At 72.7% G+C, this 16,883-nt stretch carries 16 protein-coding genes and 1 pseudogene; 9 read left to right on the forward strand and 8 right to left on the reverse strand.

The window, feature by feature from the left end; all coding sequences use genetic code 11:
- Positions 1–78 precede the first annotated feature (78 nt).
- The 4 genes from ACK1X7_RS04355 to ACK1X7_RS04370 all read right to left on the reverse strand — a co-directional run bounded on the left by ACK1X7_RS04355 (position 79) and on the right by ACK1X7_RS04370 (position 4,162).
- The gene (locus ACK1X7_RS04355) at positions 79–705 is read right to left on the reverse strand and encodes an alpha-ketoglutarate-dependent dioxygenase AlkB (protein ID WP_385144975.1); all 627 of its coding nucleotides are present in this window, start codon (positions 703–705) and stop codon (positions 79–81) included.
- A gap of 159 nt (positions 706–864) precedes the next feature.
- Positions 865–1,800, reverse strand: coding sequence for a fumarylacetoacetate hydrolase family protein (locus ACK1X7_RS04360; RefSeq protein ID WP_385144973.1), 936 nt, complete (start codon positions 1,798–1,800; stop codon positions 865–867).
- Between the two features lie 194 nt (positions 1,801–1,994).
- Positions 1,995–3,119, reverse strand: coding sequence for a polyprenyl synthetase family protein (locus ACK1X7_RS04365; protein WP_385144971.1), 1,125 nt, complete (start codon positions 3,117–3,119; stop codon positions 1,995–1,997).
- Positions 3,116–4,162 carry a tetratricopeptide repeat protein gene (locus tag ACK1X7_RS04370; RefSeq protein ID WP_385144969.1) on the reverse strand — a complete coding sequence of 349 codons (1,047 nt, stop codon included), beginning with the start codon at positions 4,160–4,162 and terminating at the stop codon, positions 3,116–3,118. Before ACK1X7_RS04370 ends, ACK1X7_RS04365 begins: the two co-directional genes overlap by 4 nt.
- Positions 4,163–4,442: 280 nt before the next feature.
- Here ACK1X7_RS04370 and ACK1X7_RS04375 point away from each other — a divergent pair, with 280 nt between their 5' ends.
- Positions 4,443–5,834, forward strand: coding sequence for a 2-oxoadipate dioxygenase/decarboxylase family protein (locus ACK1X7_RS04375; protein ID WP_390795455.1), 1,392 nt, complete (start codon positions 4,443–4,445; stop codon positions 5,832–5,834).
- A 4-nt stretch (positions 5,835–5,838) separates the two neighbouring features.
- Here ACK1X7_RS04375 and ACK1X7_RS04380 read toward each other — a convergent pair whose 3' ends face one another.
- Positions 5,839–6,261: a DUF4186 domain-containing protein gene (locus ACK1X7_RS04380; RefSeq protein WP_385144967.1), complete on the reverse strand. Its 423-nt coding sequence runs from the start codon at positions 6,259–6,261 to the stop codon at positions 5,839–5,841.
- A 115-nt stretch (positions 6,262–6,376) separates the two neighbouring features.
- Between ACK1X7_RS04380 and ACK1X7_RS04385 the strand changes: the two are divergent.
- Positions 6,377–6,628 (forward strand): annotated as a pseudogene (locus tag ACK1X7_RS04385) (methyltransferase domain-containing protein); the annotation flags it as partial.
- Between the two features lie 50 nt (positions 6,629–6,678).
- Here ACK1X7_RS04385 and ACK1X7_RS04390 read toward each other — a convergent pair.
- Complete coding sequence (locus tag ACK1X7_RS04390; RefSeq protein WP_216340572.1) at positions 6,679–7,239, reverse strand: GNAT family N-acetyltransferase; 561 nt, start codon at positions 7,237–7,239, stop codon at positions 6,679–6,681.
- Between the two features lie 110 nt (positions 7,240–7,349).
- On the opposite strand from ACK1X7_RS04390, the gene ACK1X7_RS04395 reads away from it, so the two are divergent.
- The 4 genes from ACK1X7_RS04395 (at position 7,350) to ACK1X7_RS04410 (ending at position 10,215) form a co-directional block, all read left to right on the forward strand.
- The gene (locus ACK1X7_RS04395; RefSeq protein WP_364012469.1) at positions 7,350–7,913 is read left to right on the forward strand and encodes a TetR/AcrR family transcriptional regulator; all 564 of its coding nucleotides are present in this window, start codon (positions 7,350–7,352) and stop codon (positions 7,911–7,913) included.
- A 106-nt stretch (positions 7,914–8,019) separates the two neighbouring features.
- A complete protein-coding gene (locus tag ACK1X7_RS04400; RefSeq protein WP_385144963.1) occupies positions 8,020–8,406 on the forward strand; it encodes a tautomerase family protein in 387 nt (128 codons plus the stop codon).
- Positions 8,407–8,592: 186 nt separating this feature from the next.
- Entirely contained in the window at positions 8,593–9,069 is a 477-nt protein-coding gene (locus tag ACK1X7_RS04405) for a hypothetical protein (protein ID WP_385144961.1), read from the forward strand.
- Between the two features lie 90 nt (positions 9,070–9,159).
- Positions 9,160–10,215, forward strand: a complete 1,056-nt coding sequence (locus ACK1X7_RS04410; RefSeq protein ID WP_390795453.1) for a lipoate--protein ligase family protein — start codon at positions 9,160–9,162, stop codon at positions 10,213–10,215.
- Between the two features lie 19 nt (positions 10,216–10,234).
- Here ACK1X7_RS04410 and ACK1X7_RS04415 read toward each other — a convergent pair whose 3' ends face one another.
- Positions 10,235–10,672, reverse strand: coding sequence for a TIGR03618 family F420-dependent PPOX class oxidoreductase (locus tag ACK1X7_RS04415; RefSeq protein WP_385157982.1), 438 nt, complete (start codon positions 10,670–10,672; stop codon positions 10,235–10,237).
- Between the two features lie 202 nt (positions 10,673–10,874).
- Between ACK1X7_RS04415 and ACK1X7_RS04420 the strand changes: the two genes are divergently transcribed.
- On the forward strand, positions 10,875–11,861 hold the full coding sequence (locus ACK1X7_RS04420; protein ID WP_413114655.1) for a sensor histidine kinase: 987 nt from the start codon (positions 10,875–10,877) through the stop codon (positions 11,859–11,861).
- Here the strand turns inward: ACK1X7_RS04420 and ACK1X7_RS04425 are convergent.
- On the reverse strand, positions 11,836–14,628 hold the full coding sequence (locus ACK1X7_RS04425; protein ID WP_398161044.1) for an ATP-binding protein: 2,793 nt from the start codon (positions 14,626–14,628) through the stop codon (positions 11,836–11,838). The two genes, ACK1X7_RS04420 and ACK1X7_RS04425, sit on opposite strands and share 26 nt — an antisense overlap.
- An 88-nt stretch (positions 14,629–14,716) precedes the next feature.
- Between ACK1X7_RS04425 and ACK1X7_RS04430 the strand changes: the two genes are divergently transcribed.
- Positions 14,717–15,613, forward strand: coding sequence for an MBL fold metallo-hydrolase (locus ACK1X7_RS04430; RefSeq protein WP_385158313.1), 897 nt, complete (start codon positions 14,717–14,719; stop codon positions 15,611–15,613).
- Positions 15,604–16,740: a carboxylesterase/lipase family protein gene (locus ACK1X7_RS04435; RefSeq protein WP_413114656.1), complete on the forward strand. Its 1,137-nt coding sequence runs from the start codon at positions 15,604–15,606 to the stop codon at positions 16,738–16,740. Before ACK1X7_RS04430 ends, ACK1X7_RS04435 begins: the two co-directional genes overlap by 10 nt.
- The last annotated feature ends 143 nt before the right edge of the window (positions 16,741–16,883 follow it).

The following is a 16,883-nucleotide window of genomic DNA, read 5'->3' on the forward strand; positions in this document are numbered from 1 at the left end:
GCCGCAGCGTAACAATCACGGCGGGGACGGACGGCGGACGGCCGTGGCCGGGGTGGTCGGGTGGCCAGGCAGTCGGCCTCATCGCACGCCGCTGGGGCGGAACTGGATGCTGATCCGCGGGCCGGTGGCGCGGGAGGATTTGGGGATCGCGTGTTCCCAGGTCCGCTGGCAGGAGCCGCCCATCACCAGCAGATCGCCGTGGCCGAGTGGCCGTCGCATGGCGCTGCCGCCGCCACGCGGGCGGAGCAGCAGGTCCCGGGGCGCGCCCACGGACAGGATGGCGACCATGGTGTCCTCGCTTCCGCCGCGGCCGTTGCGGTCGCCGTGCCAGGCCACGCTGTCCCGGCCGTCGCGGTAGTAGCACAGCCCGGCCGTGGTGAAGGGCTCCCCCAGCTCGGTGGCGTAGTACGTGGAGAGCGCCTCCCGGGCCTCGGACAGGACGGGGTGCGGCAGCGGGTCCTCGGCGCCGTAGAACGACAGCAGCCGTGGGACGTCCACCACCTGCTCGTACATGTGCCGCCGCTCGGCCTTCCAGGGGACCTCGGCGACGAGCCGGGAGAACAGGTCGTCCGCTCCCCTCAGCCACCCGGGCAGCAGATCGATCCAGGCCCCGGACCCGAGCTCGGTCCTGCGCATCCCGCGCAGCGAGCCGAGACCGATGTCGTCGGTCTGGTCGAAGAGCGAGCCTTGGAGATACGCACCCATATGTGCAGCGTACCCGCGTAATCGAGCAAACGTTCTACAGCATGGACGCGGAGGACCCGACCGTGGCTGCTTCGGCGGTGACACCGCAGGTCAGCGGCCACGCGACCGGAATGCGCCGGTGGCCACGGCGGTCCCGTACGCCGCCGCCGCGGCGGCGGATCACTCCGGGAAGGCGCTGCGGTGGGCCCGGCGGGTCAGCGGATGGTTGATGGCCTCCACCAGCCAGTCCAGGTCGGACTGCCGGGCCCGTACCGGGTTGCGCAGGGTGCCGACCCCTTCGATGGAGATCTCCACCACGTCCCCGGCGTGGAGGGTGAAGTCGAGCGCCGGCACGATGCCGGTGCCGGTGGACAGCACGGCGCCGTCGGGGAAGGGCTGGGAGCGCCACAGATGGTCCACCAGCCCCTGCGGGGTGCGGTGGAACGCGGCGGTGGAGGTGGACCCCCGGTAGGCCGCCTCGCCGTCGCGCCATACCGCCATGGTGATGTCCAGCGCGTCGGGCGCGTCGATCTCCCACACGGGCACGATGGCCGGGGACACGGCGGCGCTTCCGGCGTAGATCTTGGCCTGGGGGAGGTAGAGCGGGTTCTCGCCCTCGATGGACCGTGAGCTGACGTCGTCGGCGACGAGATAGCCGACGGTCTCGCCGTGCCGGTTGAGCACCAGCGCCAGTTCGGGCTCGGGGACGTTCAGCGCGGAGTCGTCCCGTACGGCGATCGGCTCGCCGTCGGTCACCACCCGCCAGGGCGGCGATTTGAAGAACAGCTCGGGGCGCTCGGCGTCGTAGATCCGCTCGTACACCGACTGTTCGGTGCTCTCCTCCACCCTGGCCTCGCGCGAGCGTTCATACGTCACCCCCGCCGCCCACAGCTCCATCAGCCCGTCCAGCGGCGGCAGCGGCAGGACGTCCGGCTCATGGACGGCCGCCGGTCCGGCGACGGTGTTCTCCACCAGGGCCCGCAGCTCCGCCACGGGCAGCCGCAGCAGCTCGGCGATGAGCGGCGCTCCGGGGAAGGCTCGTACCCCGCCGGTGTCGTCGGCCACTCCCGTCCGGACGGTCCCTGCGTCATCGGCGAAGCGCACGATGCGTGTCATGTGTCGTCCTCTCCTCTCGTGACGGTGTAGTCGGACCTTCTACCCCCGGAGGGCGGTGACCGCGCATACGCCGGCCACCGCGATGGCGGCGAAGTACACGAACATCAGCGGGAGCACCCCGCTGTCGCCTAGGGTTTCGCGGACCCGAGTGGCATGCGCATCCGTCGCAAGGGGGCGCGCCATCCCCCGCCAGGTCAGATGTCGCGCCGCGCGAGGAAGCCCAGCAGGGTGCGCAGCTCCGCGCTCGCGCGAGGCGCGAGCGGCAGACCGTCCAGGCACCTCTCCACGGCGGCGATGTGACGGTCGGCCTCCGCCAAGGCCGCCGAGCGGCCACCGGCCCGCTCGACCAGATCGGCGGCCCGGCGCGTGGTGGCGTCGTCCGGGGTGTCCGGGGACTCCTCCAGGAGCGTGGCCAACTGCCCGGCGGCCGAGGCGCCGGGGCCGCGGGCGCTCAGGGCGGCGAGTACGGGGAAGGTCTTCTTGCGCTGCCGCAGATCGCGGTGGACGGGTTTGCCGGTGACCGCGGGGTCGCCCCAGATGCCCAGCAGGTCGTCCGCCACCTGGAACGCCACGCCCATATGCCGTCCGGCCCGGTCCAGGGTGGCCGCGGTGCTCTCCGGCGCCCCGGCGAGCGCGGCGCCCAGGGCGGCGGCGCAGCCGAGCAGCGCGCCGGTCTTGTGCTCGGCCATCGTGCGGTACTCCTCCGGTCCGACCGCCTCGGGGCCGGTCCAGGGGCGCGATTCGAAGAGCAGGTCGTCCGCCTGGCCGCGGACGAGGTCGCCCAGGGCCACGCTCAGGCGCCGCACCGCGGCCGCGGCTCCGGCGCCGGGCACAGCGGCCAGTGCCTCCACGGCCAGCGCGAACAGGGCGTCACCGGCGAGCACGGCCGGGCCGGTCCCGTACGCCTTCCACACGGTGGGGCGGGTACGCCGGGTCTGGTCGCCGTCCATGATGTCGTCGTGCAGCAGCGAGAAGGTGTGCACCAGCTCCACCGCCACCGCTCCGGCCACCGCAGCCTCGCCGGATGCCCCGGCGGCCTCCGCGCACAGCACGGCCAGTGCCTGGCGCACGCCCTTGCCGCCCGTTCCCTCGGCGGGCGTACCGCCCACATCGCACCAGCCGAAGGAGTACGCGGCCATCTCGCCGACCCACGGGTGCAGCCGGCCGACCGTCTCGGTCAGCGCCGGGCGCACCAACTCCCGGCAGCGGTGCAGGATTTCGCCGGCGGTCGCGGCGGTTCCGTCCGTGGTCGCGGTGGGCTCGTGCGCAGCCGTGGTGGTCTCGTATGCCCCGAGGAGCACGGGGAACGCCGTCGTCACAGTGCCACCTCCATCGCCTCCGTGAGGCCGAACTCCTCCCGGGCACGGTCCACCATCCGGCGGGCGTGCCGCAGCCCGATCCGCTCCAGCACGGCGGCCAATTCGGTCAGGTCCTCGTCGGTCCGGGCGCGGTCGCGGCCCAGCCGGGCCAGGGACTTGATGAGCCCGAGCCGGGCGAGACCCTCGCCGCGCGGCTCGCTCATATCGCGGAACTCCTCCAGGGCCTGCTCGTACATCGCGCGGGCCTCCTCGTAACGCCCCGCGCGGTAGAACACATTGCCGCGCATCTTGTGGTTGTACGCGAGCGCGCTCACCAGGTTCATCTCGCGGCAGGTCAGTTCGGCCCCGGAGAGCAGCTCCAGTGCGCGCTCCACATCCCCGTCGCGTACGGAGACGATGTCGGCCATGCCGCGCAGCGCCCATGCGTGTCCGCGCCGGTCGTCGGCGCCCGCGGCTATCTCCGCGGCCTCCTGGAACATCGCGTAGGCCGAGTCGTACGACCCGGTGTTGCGGTGCATCTGGGCGATGCCCTCCAGGGCCCATACGGTGTGCCGTGCCTCGCCGCGCTTGCGTGCCTCGGCGAGGAGCCGCTCGTGCAGCGCGCCCACGGCCTCGTAGTCGCCCTGGATGCGGCCGGTCTCCGCCATCCCGGCCAGCGAGTAGCCACGGACGACGATGTCCCCGCCGCGTTCGCCGAATTCGGCCGCGAGTCCGAGCAGCCGCCACGCCAGCGCCAGCGCGCCCCGCTGCCGGGCGAGCGTGCCTCCGCTCCACAGCGCCCACGCCATCGCTCCGACGTCCCCCGCCGCACGGGCCGCACGGTAACTGGCCTTCCACTCGCGGTCGGCCTCGCCCACCTGCCCCAGCCTCCGGTGCGCCTCGGCGACCGCGAGCCCCGCACGGGCCGCCTCGCCCGGGGAGCCGCCCCGCTCGGCCGCCCGCAACTGCTCGGTGCCCGCCGCCAGCACGTCGACCAGCGAGGAGTTCACAGACAGGGTGGTGAGGGAGCCCTGGTACTCAGGAGCGAATGCTTTGCCGTACATGGATGCCTTTCCGTCTGTTGTTCCCAGGAGCACACGGCTGTCCGCTATACACCGAGTGCATACACTGCGAGTATGCAGTCCATGTATACATGTCGTGTATAGATGACAGGAAACCGGCCTTGCCAAGGTCACCGGTGCTGTGCGTCCGTTGCCGATCAAGACGCGGTCGGGGCCGGAGAGGTTTACCGATCGGCTCCGCGGGTGGCAAAAAACTTATGGACCGGGCTCGGCATCCCCGCCCCGATCCGGCACGTCCCCGACGGAAAGGCAGAATTCACCCATGGTCAGCCAGTGGCAGTTGCGCGCCGCCTTCGCGGCACGGCTCTCCGACATGTACGGCCGGGAAGTCCCCGCGTACACCACGCTCGTGGACGTCTCGCGCGAGGTCAACGAGGACGTGCTGCGCGCACGGGGCGCCGACGCCGAGCGTCTGGGGTCCATCGGCCGGGTGACCGCCGAACGCCACGGCGCCATCCGGGTCGGAACACCTCAGGAGCTGGGGCAGGTGGCCCGCGTCTTCGGCGCCCTGGGCATGCACCCGGTCGGCTTCTACGATCTGCGCGAGGCCGCCGCCAGCGCGGTCCCCGTGGTCTCGACCGCCTTCCGCCCGGTGGACGGGGAGGAGCTGGCGCGCAACCCCTTCCGCGTCTTCACCTCCCTGCTCACCACCGCCGACCCGCGGTTCTTCGACGCCGATCTGCGCTCCCGGCTGGAGACCTTCCTGGCCGGCCGCGAGCTGTTCCCGCCGGAGCTGCTCGCCCTGGCCGACCGTGCGACGGCCGAGCACGGGCTGCCCGAGGAGGGCGCCGAGCGCTTCCTCCACCTCGCCGTGTCCGCCTTCGAGTTGTCACCCGAGCCGGTGGACAAGGTCTGGTACGAGACCCTGGAGAGGATCTCCGCCGTCGCCGCGGACATCGGCGGTGTCCGCAGCACCCACATCAACCACCTCACCCCGCGTGTCCTGGACATCGACGAGCTCTACCGGCGGATGACCGACCGCGGCATCCGGATGATCGACACCATCCAGGGGCCACCGGCTTGGAAGGGCCCCGACGTCCTGCTGCGCCAGACCTCCTTCCGCGCCCTCGACGAACCCCGCGCGATGCGCCTCGCGGACGGCGGCGTCACCACCGGCGCCCTGCGGGTGCGCTTCGGCGAGGTCGAGGCCCGCGGTATCGCCCTCACCCACGACGGCCGTGCCCTGTACGACCGGCTGCTCACCCTCGTCGACCATGAAGTGGCCCGCCACCCCGGGGTGGACCGGGGCGAACTGGCCCGCGGCGTATGGGAGGAGCATCTGCCCCACACCGAACGGGAGCTGGCCGCCCGGGGGTTGGGGTGGTTCACCTACCACATGGCACCGGACCGCCCGCGCGACGGCAGCCGTCCGCCCGCCACCCTCGGCGAACTGCTGGAACGGGGCTGGCTGCGGGCCGAGCCCATCGTCTACGAGGACTTCCTGCCCCGTTCCGCCGCCGGCATCTTCCAGTCCAACCTCAGCGGGGAGGGCGTACGGGACAACGGCCAGGAGGGCACCGCCCACGACGCGGCATGGCTCTCCGGCGCCATCGGCCGTGATGTCCTGGACCCCTTCGCGCTCTACGCGCGGCAGCAGAACGACTCCCTCGCGCGCGCCGCCCGCGAACTGGGGCTCGACGGCGTCCCGGGCTGATCCCTCACCGTCCGCCCGCCGCCACCTCGCGTTCGATCCAACGGCAGATCACCCCCACCACATACGCCCGCTCCGCGCGGCTCAGCTCCCGTCCCTTGGGGATCCGGTGCCAGCGCTCGAGGCAGGTACGGCAGCAGGTGGCGGTCGCATGCTGGGCGACGAACACGGGGTGGCCGCGGTAGGGCGTCTGCTTGCCGTCCTTGTACGGCTCGGCGGGGGCCAGCCGCTTGGCGATCAGGTCGTACGCGTGCCAGCGCATCGTCGACGGGCCATTCAGCTCGGCCGTGGCCCGATCACGACCACGCAGATGGAACTTCGCACGGAAGGGGTGGCGCGCGATGGTCTCCAGCCGCTGGTCGAGCGATTCCGGCATCGGGTCGGACGAGTCGGGCGTCGGATCGGACGAGTCGGGCATCGGGTCGGGCATCGAGAACTCCCGGAGACGGCAAGGGCCCCCTTCGATCGTAGGACGGCCCGCCCACGACGCCGCGGACGGGTGCCGGGCCTTGCGGCTCCGCCGGGCCACGGGCACTGTGACGGCCATGGTGGACACACAGTTCTCCGATCGCCGGCTGGCCGCGCTGTACGACCTGTTCTGCCCCTGGGACGAGCGCGGCGATTTCACGTTCTACCTGCCCCTGGTGATGTCCGCCCGCTCCGTCCTGGACGTGGGGTGCGGAACGGGCGCGCTGCTGCGCAGGGCGCGGGAGGACGGGCACGAGGGGCGGCTGTGCGGGCTGGACCCCGGGGTGGGGATGCTGGAGGTGGCGCGCATCACCGTTGCCCGCCGACCCCGCCGTCAGCGTGCATGACGCAGGGTTCAGGACGGTTTCCGGGCCGCCGTTCAGGAGGGCTTCCGGTGCGCCCGCCACTCCGGTGCGAGCACCGACCAGATCTCCCTGTTCTGCCACTCGCCCCGGCGCAGATAGCTCTCCCGCAGCACGCCGTCCTTCGTCATCCCCAGCCGCCGGGCCACGGCGATGCTGGCCTCGTTCGCGGCGGCGGCAATCCACTCCACGCGGTGGATGCCCCGCTCCTCGACGGCCCAGTCGATGATCACGCGGCAGGCCCGGGTCACCAGCCCCTTGCCCACCGCCGAGGGCTCCAGCCAGCAACCCGCCTCCGCGGTGCCCTGGTTGATGTCCATCGTCCGGAAGAGGACTCCACCGACCAGCTTGCCGTCCGTCCAGATGCCATAGATCCGCCCGGTGTCGGAGGCCGCCTTGTCCGCGTATCCCTGGAGGAACGCCCGGGCCGACTCCAGGTCGGAGACGGCGTCCGCCAGCGGGATGTACCGGCCGATGGATTCCCGTCCCCGGTCCATATGCGTAAGGAACTCCTCGGCCTGCCACGGCTCGAGCGGGCGCAGCTCCGCACCGTCGTCGCCCAGGGATATCGCGTACATCGTCACCTTCCACCGTCCGGTCCAGCCCACCCAGTACGGCGTGATCCTCTCACCCAGAGGGCCGTCCGCGCGCTTCAATTTGTACCTACTAGTATGTATGATCTTGCCTCATGGACACCCGGGAGCGACTCATCGCAAGCACCCGCGAGCTGCTGTGGGAGCGCGGCTATGTGGGCACGAGCCCGAAGGCGATCCAGGAGCGATCCGGAGCGGGCCAGGGCAGCATGTACCACCACTTCCGCGGCAAGCCCGATCTGGCGCTCGCCGCGATCAGCCGCAGCGCCGAGGAGCTGAGGGGCAGGGCGGAGGCCGAGTTCAGCGGTCCCGGCACCACGGTCGAGCGGATCAGCGCCTATCTGCGGCGGGAGCGGGACGCCCTGAAGGGCTGCCCGGTCGGCCGCCTCACCCAGGACCCGGATGTGATGGCCGATCCGGATCTGCGCCGACCGGTCGAGGAGACCTTCGCCTGGCTCACCGACCGGCTGGCCGGGCTGCTGGCGGAGGGCCGGGCCAACGGCGAGCTGGACACCGGGCTCGACCCGGCGAGCACGGCCACCGCGCTGGTCGCGGTGTTGCAGGGCGGCTATGTGCTGGCCCGCGCCGCCGACTCGGCCGAGGTGTACGCCCGGGCCATGGACGGAGCGCTCGGCCTGCTCACCGCCCATGTCCGCTGAGCCCATGCCCGCTGAGCCCATGCCCGCTGAGCCCATGTCCTCTGAGCCCGTGGCCCCTGAGCCCGTGACCTTCCGCCGACCGACTCGCCCGAAAGAGAGCCCCGACATGCCCTTCGTCCGCATCGACGCGCTGCGGGCCGGCCCCGACCGGCTCGACGCGCTCGGCCGTGCCGTGCACGACGCCCTGGTGGAAACCATCGGCTTCCCGCCCAACGACCGGTTCCAGGTCCTGACCAGCCATGACGGCACCAGCGGCATACTGCGCTACGACGACTACCTCGGTGTGCCCCGCGACAACGGCATCGTCTACATCGCGCTCACGATGCGCTCGGGGCGCACACCGGAACAGAAGCAGGCGCTGTACCGGCGGATCGCCGAGCTCGCCCAGGAGTACGCGGGGACCGAGCCGCGAAATGTCTTCATCACCCTGACCGAGAACGAGTCGGCCGACTGGTCGTTCGGCCACGGGGTGGCGCAGTACATCGACGGATGACCACCTTCCCCTGTCTCCACACCGGTGACCGATGGGACCGACTTGGCGAGAATCCGTTGACTTCTGTCGTTCCAGCCCCTGGGTGATCTTCTCGCGACTCCCTAGCGTGGGGCGCGCACCAGCCGCCCCACGCTCGGAAGGAGACGCGGTGCCTGCCACGTTCGAAAGGGAGCCGGACACCACCCGATGACCAAGATCCTGCTCTCCCTGCATGTCCTGGCCGCCATCGTCGCGATCGGCCCCGTCACCGTCGCGGCCAGCATGTTCCCGCCCGCGGCCCGCAACGCCCACGCTGCCGCGGCGACAGCCGCCGAGGGCGAGGCCGACCTGGGCACGGTCCGGCTTCTGCACCGCATCTGCCGCGTCTACGCCAAGCTGGGCCTCACCGTGCCCGTCTTCGGATTCGCCACGGCCGCCGTGATGGGCGTCCTCAGCAGCGGCTGGCTCACCGCCTCCATCGCGCTGACGGCCGCGGCCGCCGGCGTCCTGGTCGCCTTCGTCCTGCCCCGCCAGGACGAGCTCATCGACAGCCTCGGCGGGGGCAAGGCCCTGGAACGGGCCGATACCGCCCAACTGGCCATGTTCACAGGCGCGTTCAACCTGCTGTGGGCGACGGTGACCATTCTCATGATCGTCCGGCCGGGCTCGACCACGGGCGCCTGACCCCGCCGGATCACCGGTGCCGACCGAAGCCGCCCCCGGCGCGGGATAATGATCGAGAGCGCCGGGGCGGAAACAGGAGGCGGTGCAGGCATGCACGGTGAGTACAAGGTGCCGGGCGGCAAGCTGGTCGTCGTGGATCTCGAAGTCCACGACGGCGTGCTGCGCGGGGTGCGGGTCGCGGGCGACTTCTTCCTGGAACCGGACGAGGCGCTGCACGCCATCGACCGGGCCCTGGAGGGCGCGCCCACCGACGCGGACGCGCAGGCGCTCGCCGCCCGCATCGAGGCGGCACTGCCCGCGGACACCGTGATGTTCGGCTTCTCCGCCGAGGCCGTGGGCATCGCGGTGCGGCGGGCGGTGGCCCGTGCCACCGACTGGACGGACTACGACTGGCAGCTCATCCACGAGGGGCCACAGGATCCGGCGCTGCACATGGCCCTGGACGAGGTGCTGACCGACGAGGTGGCCGCCGGGCGGCGGCCGCCGACGCTGCGGGTGTGGGAATGGGACCGTCCGGCGGTCATCATCGGCAGCTTCCAGTCCCTGCGCAACGAGGTCGACCCGGCGGGCGCCGAGCGGCACGGGGTGACGGTCGTCCGGCGGATCAGCGGCGGCGGGGCGATGTTCGTCGAACCGGGCAACACCATCACGTACTCGCTGTACGTCCCCCAGTCGCTCGTCTCCGGCCTGTCCTTCGCCGACAGCTACGCCTATCTGGACGACTGGGTGCTGGGCGCGCTGGGCGAGATGGGCGTCAAGGCGTGGTACCAGCCGCTGAACGACATCGCGACGGAGGCCGGGAAGGTCGGCGGGGCCGCGCAGAAGCGGATCGCGGCACACGGCGGTGCGGTGCTGCACCACGTGACCATGTCGTACGACATCGACGCCGCCAAGATGGTGGAGGTGCTGCGCATCGGGCGGGAGAAGCTGTCCGGCAAGGGCATCGCGAGCGCCGACAAGCGGGTGGACCCGCTGCGCCGCCAGACCGGGCTGCCGCGCCCGGCCGTCATCGACCGCATGGTGGCCGCGTTCCGCGGGCGGTACGGGCTCACGGACGGCAAGGTGACGGACGAGGAGTCGGCGGCGGCGCGGCTGCTGGCGGCCGGGAAGTTCGGCTCGCCGGAGTGGACATCACGGGTGCCGTGACCAGGGCCGCCCTCGGGGGTCAGTTGCTGTAGACGCGCTCGGGGTGGACGAAGACCGCGGCGCGGCGCTGCTCGGCCATCACCCGGTCGTAGGTGCCCCAGTCGTCGTGCGCGCCGCCCGCGGCGGTGAAGATCTCGCGCAGCAGCAGCCGCAGACGCTCCTGATCGACCCCGGGGAACGGGTCGTCGGGCCCCGCGATCTCGGTGCGGCCCTCGACGGCGGCCCAGTTCCATCCGGCGCGGAAGACCAGGGTGGCCCGCGGTCGTGCCCGCAGATGGGCGAGTTTGGCGCGGCCGTAGGTGACGAAGGCGACCACCTGCTCACCGGAGACCGGATGGCCGATGATCCCGGCGTTGACCACCGATGCCTGGACCGAGCTGTCGGCGCGCGTCGTCGTCACGACCGCCAAATGGTGGTCGGCCGTGGCGATGCGGTCCACTTCCTGAAGATCCGTCATCGGGTGCCTTTCTCGGCGGACCGGTCCGTCCACCATGGCTTCCTCGGCGCGCTACCGCACCCTGATGCGTCCATGCCGGTGAATCCCGGACCGCGCGGGCGGGCGTGGGCTCGCCGCCGGGGCGGGGGTGTAGCGGGCTCCACCGTCGATGGGGCGGCTCGCTCTCCCGCGTGCGTCCGGCCGGTCTTCTAGCCTCGTCGGCATGGGGAGAACGATGCGGCACGCGGTGCGGGCCATGGCCCTGCTGGTGTGCACGCTCGCCTTGGCGTTCGGCTCGTATCTGCGCCGTCGGCGGCCCGGCCCGATGGACACGGACGCGCATACGGATGCGGCCACGGACACGGCGCGGCTCACCGAGCGGGTGGCGGAGCTGGCGGAAACACGGGCGGGCGCCATCGCCGCGCACGGTGCCGAACTACGCCGTATCGAAAGGGAGTTGCACGACGGCACCCAGGCGCGGCTGGTCTCCCTGTCCCTGCGGATCGGCCTCGCGAAGCGGGCCTACGACCGGGATCCGACGGCGGCGCGCAGGATGCTGGACGACGCGCAGGACCTGGCCGAAGAGGCGCTGACCGAGCTGCGCCAGGTGGTGCGTGGCATGCATCCGCCGGTCCTCACCGACCGTGGCCTGGCCGGGGCGGTACGGGCGCTCGCCGCGAACAGCGGGCTCGATGTCACCGTGCGGATGGACGGTCTGGAGGACGGGATACGGGCGCCGGCGGCGGTCGAGACGGCCGCGTACTTCGTCGTGGCGGAGGCGCTGGCGAACGTGGCGAGGCACAGTGGCACCGACCGGGCCGAGGTCCGGCTGACCCGGACACCGAGCGGGTTGGGTGTGTCGGTGCGCGACGAGGGACGAGGTGGCGCCGAGGCCGTCACGGGCGTATCGGGCGCCGACGAGACGAGTGGCTCCGGAGGTGGCTCCCCCGGGCTCGGCTCCGGAGATGACTCCGGACGGGACTACGGAGGCGACTCCGGACGTGGCTCCGGACGTGGCTCCGGACGTGGCTCCGGACGTGGCTCCGGACTGCTCGGGATACGCCGCCGCGTCGCCGCGCTCGATGGAACGGTGACGGTGACGAGCCCGCGGGGCGGGCCGACGGTCGTCGCGGTGGAGCTGCCCTGCCGGTGGCGATCGCCGGGAGCCCGTGCGGCCACCGCCACTACGACGGGCAGGACGCCTCGATGAGATCGCGCAACTGGGAGCGGGCGGTGACGCCGAGTTTGGGGAAGCTTCGGTAGAGGTGCGAGCCGACGGTGCGGGGGGAGAGAAAGAGCCGTTCGCCGATCTCACGGTTGCTCAGGCCCTGCGCCGCCAGGCGGATGATGTGCTGCTGCTGCGGGGACAGGGAGGTCAGGGCGTCGGGGCTGGTGGGGGCGGATTCGATCCCGGCGGCGCGCAGTTCGGCCTGGGTGCGGTCGATCCAGGGGCGGGCGCCGAGGCGGCGGAAGGTCTCCAGCGCGGTGTTCAACTGGTGGCGGGCCTCGGTGATGCGGTGGCGGCGGCGCAGCCATTCGGCGTGGTCCAGCAGAAGCTGTGCGCGTTCGAAGGGCCATTGGCCGCCCTCGGGTTCGGCGAGGGCCGCGGCGAAGTGCGGCTCGGCATGTGCCGGGTCGAGCAGCGCACGGGCGCGGTGGATCAGTATGCGGATCCGGGGCGAGGGGTCCTCGGCGAGCCGGTCGGCGGTGCGCTCCACGATGGCGATGGCCTCGGTGCCGTGGCCGGTGCGGACGGCCGCGGCGGCCAGTTCGGCGACTCCGGGGAAGGAGCACGCGTAGTGGACGGGGTCGCCGTCGGCCGTGAACAGCAGGCGGAACTGTTCGTACGCGCCGACGTGGTCACCGTCGGCCACCGCAGCCATGCCCATCGCCCACCTGGCCCGGACGGCGACGGCGCGGCTGCGGTGCGGGTCGACGAGGGCCAGCGCGGCGGAGCCCGCGGTGCGGGCCTCGTCCGTCCGGCCGGTCAGCGCGAGGGCCGCGGCTTCGAGCGACCGTGCGGCGGCGTCGAGGTGTGGCAGCCCGGCGCCCGCGGAGTTGCTGTTCACGGCGGCGGTACGGGCCTGCGCCCACAGCCCGTGGTCCAGATACGCCCAACCGGCCGAGCAGCCGAGCCCGATGGGCAGGGTGCCGCCGAGCCGCCAGCGGTGGAGGGCGTCGTCGAAGATCCGTACCGCGAGTGCGGTCTCGTCGAGCAACCAGGCCATGGCGCCGAGCGAGATCAGCCTGGCGGGGTCGCCGTCCGCCCGCTCGACCAGCGCCGGGATCGCCGCCACCCGCTCGGACCGGTGTGCGGTGGGGTCGGTCACCGCCAGCGTCCAGGGATCGTCCTGTGCCCGGGCCCGTACGGCGAGGCGGTATTCCTCGTCGCCCGAGTAGAAGCCCGCCACCGACGCGGAGGCGAGCGCGACCCGGCGCAGCCCGGGATCCTCCGCCGCCCGCAGCAGCAGGGACAGCGCGGCGTCGTGCTCCGTGCTCAGCGTGAGCACCTGGCCCACCCGCAGCGATGCCTCGGCCGACAGCGCCGGGTCGTCGGTGAGCTCCACGGCCCGCGCGGCGAGCCCGCGCACCCAGTGCGGCTGGCCGGTGGACACCGCCACACCCGCCGCGGCCACCAGACGGCGGGCGCGGTCGCGGCGCCCGGGGCTCAGCTCGGCGGCACGTTCCAGCGCGGTGGTGGCGGCGGTGTATCCGCCACGCCCCCGGGCCCTGGCCGCCGACTCCTCCAGGGCGGCGGCGATCTCCTCGTCCGGCCCCTCCGCGGCGGCGGCCAGATGCCAGGCGCGGCGGTCGGGTTCGGCGCCGAGCAGCGCGGCGAGGTCGCGGTGGGCCCGACGGCGGGCGGCCAGCGGTGCGGAGTGGTAGATCGCGGACCTGATCAGCGGATGCCGGAAGCGGGCGCGCCAGCCGTCGTGGCCGCCACCGGTGAGTCGCAGCAGTCCGGCGGCCTCGGCCGGGGCCAGCGCCTCGACCCGGCCCGCCACCGCCCGGTCGTCCGCCGCGACCAGGAGCAGCGCCTGCCGAGTGGCCTCGGGCAGGGCTTCGAGGTCGGCGGCGAAGACCCGCATCAGGCGGTCGGTGGGCGGCAGCAGCTCCGCTTCGGCGGAGTCGGCCGAGCCCGCGCCGCAGGCGCCGTTCGCCCGGGCCAGTTCGACCAGCGCCAGCGGATTCCCGGCGGCCTGGTCGAGGATGCGCAGCCGGCCGCGGCCGGTCGGCGGATGCGGCTGCCGGTCCAGCAGGAGGCCCGCCGCGGTCGCGTCCAGCGGGCCCAGTGTGCGCAGGGGAAAGCCGGAGAACGGCGCCGTGGCCCCGCCCCGGGTGCCCTCACCCGCCGTGTCCCTGGCCGCGGCCAGCACGGCGAGGGGTTCGTCGCCGATGCGCCGGGCGGCGAAGGCGAGCAGCTCCAGCGAGCCGGCGTCGATCCACTGCACATCGTCGGCGACCACCAGGACGGGCGATCGCCGGGCGAGGTCCGACAGCAGATTGAGCAGTGCGACGCCGAGCAGCAACCGGTCGGGCGGGCCGCCGTGTCCGCTCTCGACACCGCCGGACTCGGTCTGTCGGAGGCCGGTGTCGTGCGGCTCGGCGTCTCCGAGGCCGGTGTCGTGGGGCCCGGCGTCCCCGAAGCCCGTGCCGTGGGGCCCGGCCTCCGCGAGGCCCGTGTCGTGGGGCTCGGCGTCCCCCAGGCCGATGGCGCCGAGCAGGGCCGACCGCTGCCGGGCCGACAGCCCGGCGGTCTCGCCCAGCACCGGCCGCAGCAACTGGTGCAGCCCCGCGAACGTCAGGTTCGCCTCGCTCTCGCTGCCCGTCATCCGCAGCACCCGGCCCCGGTGGCGATCCGCCGCGAGGCCGAGCAGGGTGCTCTTGCCCGCACCCGGTTCCCCCGTGAGGATCAGCACACCGCTGGTCAGACCGAGTACGGCCGCGCTCTCGCTCTCCCGCCCGACCATGGTCATCCCTCGACTCTAGCCCGTGGTGCAGTCAGCCCCTGGTGCAGTCATATGACGGATACCGCCGGCGCCCGCCGGGGCGCAGGCTGGAGTCATGGACACCATCACGCTTGGAAACGTCGAGATCACCCGCGTGGTAGAGGTGGCCCCGAGGGGTCTGCCGCGCGACTTCATCTTTCCCGACGTGGCCATGGAGCACTGGCGCGCGCACGAGGGCTGGCTGGCGCCCGAATTCCTGGATCCGGCCGCCGATGAGGTACGTACGATGATCCAGACCTGGCTGCTCCGCAGCGAGGGCCGGACGATCCTGATCGATACGGGTATCGGCAACGACCGGGAGCGGCCGGATGTGCCGCACTTCCACCATCTGCACACGGACTACCTCGGGAATCTGGCCGCGGCCGGGGTCCGCCCGGCCGATGTGGACCTGGTGATCTGCACCCATGTGCACGGGGACCACGTCGGATGGAACACCTCGTGGACGGACGGTGAGTGGCGGCCGACCTTCCCCAACGCGGAGTATGTGTTCACCCGGACCGACTTCGACTACTGGAACCCGGAGAACGGGCACCGGACCCGCTCCGGCCCCCGGATGGCGAACGTGTTCGAGGACAGCGTCGCCCCCGTCCACCGGGCCGGGCAGACCGTGCTGTGGGAGGGCGACCACTACGACATCGACGCCCAACTGCGCCTCGAGCCCGCCCCCGGCCACACCCCCGGCTCCTGTGTGGTGCGGCTGCGGTCCGGTACGGATCGGGCGATCTTCGCGGGCGATCTGCTGCACAGCCCGCTACAGATCGTGGAGCCGGACGCCTGCCCCTGCTTCGACGAGGACGAGCCCCGGGCGCGGGTCGCCCGGCGCCGGGTGCTGGGAGAGGCCGCGGAGCAGGGCGCGCTGCTCTTCCCCGCGCACCTCCCCGGCGCGAGCGCGGCCGAGGTGCGGCGAGACGGCGAGCGGTTCGCGGTGAAGGAGTGGGCGGCATGGCGGTGAGCGTGTTCCGGAACATCCCGTACGCCGCCGCGCCGACCGGCGCCGCGCGGTTCGCTGCGCCGACTCCCGTACACGGTGCGCCCGGCGCCGATGGGCCGGGGCCGACGGCTCCGGTGCCCGAGCGGCGGTTCGCGCTGGATCTGAGCCCGGTGCTGGGTCAGGGCTGGGTACGTGGCGAGGACTATCTGACGGTCAACGTCTGGACCCCCCGGACCGATGGCAACGCCCCGGTGATGGTCTTCGTGCACGGCGGCGGCTTCCTCTCCGGCACCGGCCAGGCGCCGCTGTACGACGGGACGTCCTTCGCCCGCGGCGGCGTGGTCCTGGTCACCCTCAACTACCGCCTGGGCGCGCCGGGTTGGCTCGATCTGCCGGGCGCGCCGCGCAACCGGGGTCTGCTGGACGTGCTCGCGGCGCTGCGGTGGGTGCGCGAGCACATCGCGGACTACGGCGGGGACCCGGACCGGGTGACGGTGTTCGGGCAGTCGGCGGGAGGGATGATCATCAGCGCGCTGCTGGTGACTCCCGAGGCCGCCGGGCTGTTCCGGGGTGCGATCAGCCAGAGCGGTGGGCTGCACACCCTGACCGGCGCGGAGGCGGCGAAGACGACCGGGGCCCTGGCCGACCGGCTGGGCGTTCCGGCCACGGCCGAGGCGTTCGCCGCCATCCCCGACGAGCGTCTGCTGTCCGCGCTCGCCGGCCTGCCCGGATTGGGTCCGAGGCTCTCACCGCTCGGTGTGGTGCTCGATGAGCCCGATGAGGTGGCCCCGCCACATCCGGTGGATCTGCTGGTGGGCACGAACACCCAGGAGTCGCTGCTCTACCAGCGGCCGGAACACAGCGCGGGCATCGATGCCATGTTCCGCGACGCCCGTGAGCGGCTGGTGTCCCGCTACGACAAGGTGTTCGGCTACGACTTCGACTGGCGGGGCGGGCCATTCGGCGCGTGCCACACCGCTGAGCTCCCGTTCGTGTTCGACAACACCGCTCTGCCCGCGCTCCGTACGGCGAACGGACTGCTCGGACCGGACATCCCGCCGTCGCTGGCCACCGAGATGCACGGCGCCTGGGTGCGGTTCGCCACCACCGGGGATCCGGGCTGGTCGGGGACGCGCCGGTTCCACTAGGGTCCTTCTGGCGGATCTCCCACGGAGATCCGCCAGAAGGACCCTAGCGCCCACGGGGCGTGGTGAGACGGCCATGGCGGCGGATCGGTGTCCGCGCCGCGGGTGAGTCACGGCCGCCTCGTCGCGCCCCGGACCGGCCGACC

The organism is Streptomyces sp. CY-1 (assembly GCF_047218265.1).
GTDB classification, from domain to species: domain Bacteria; phylum Actinomycetota; class Actinomycetes; order Streptomycetales; family Streptomycetaceae; genus Streptomyces; species Streptomyces niphimycinicus.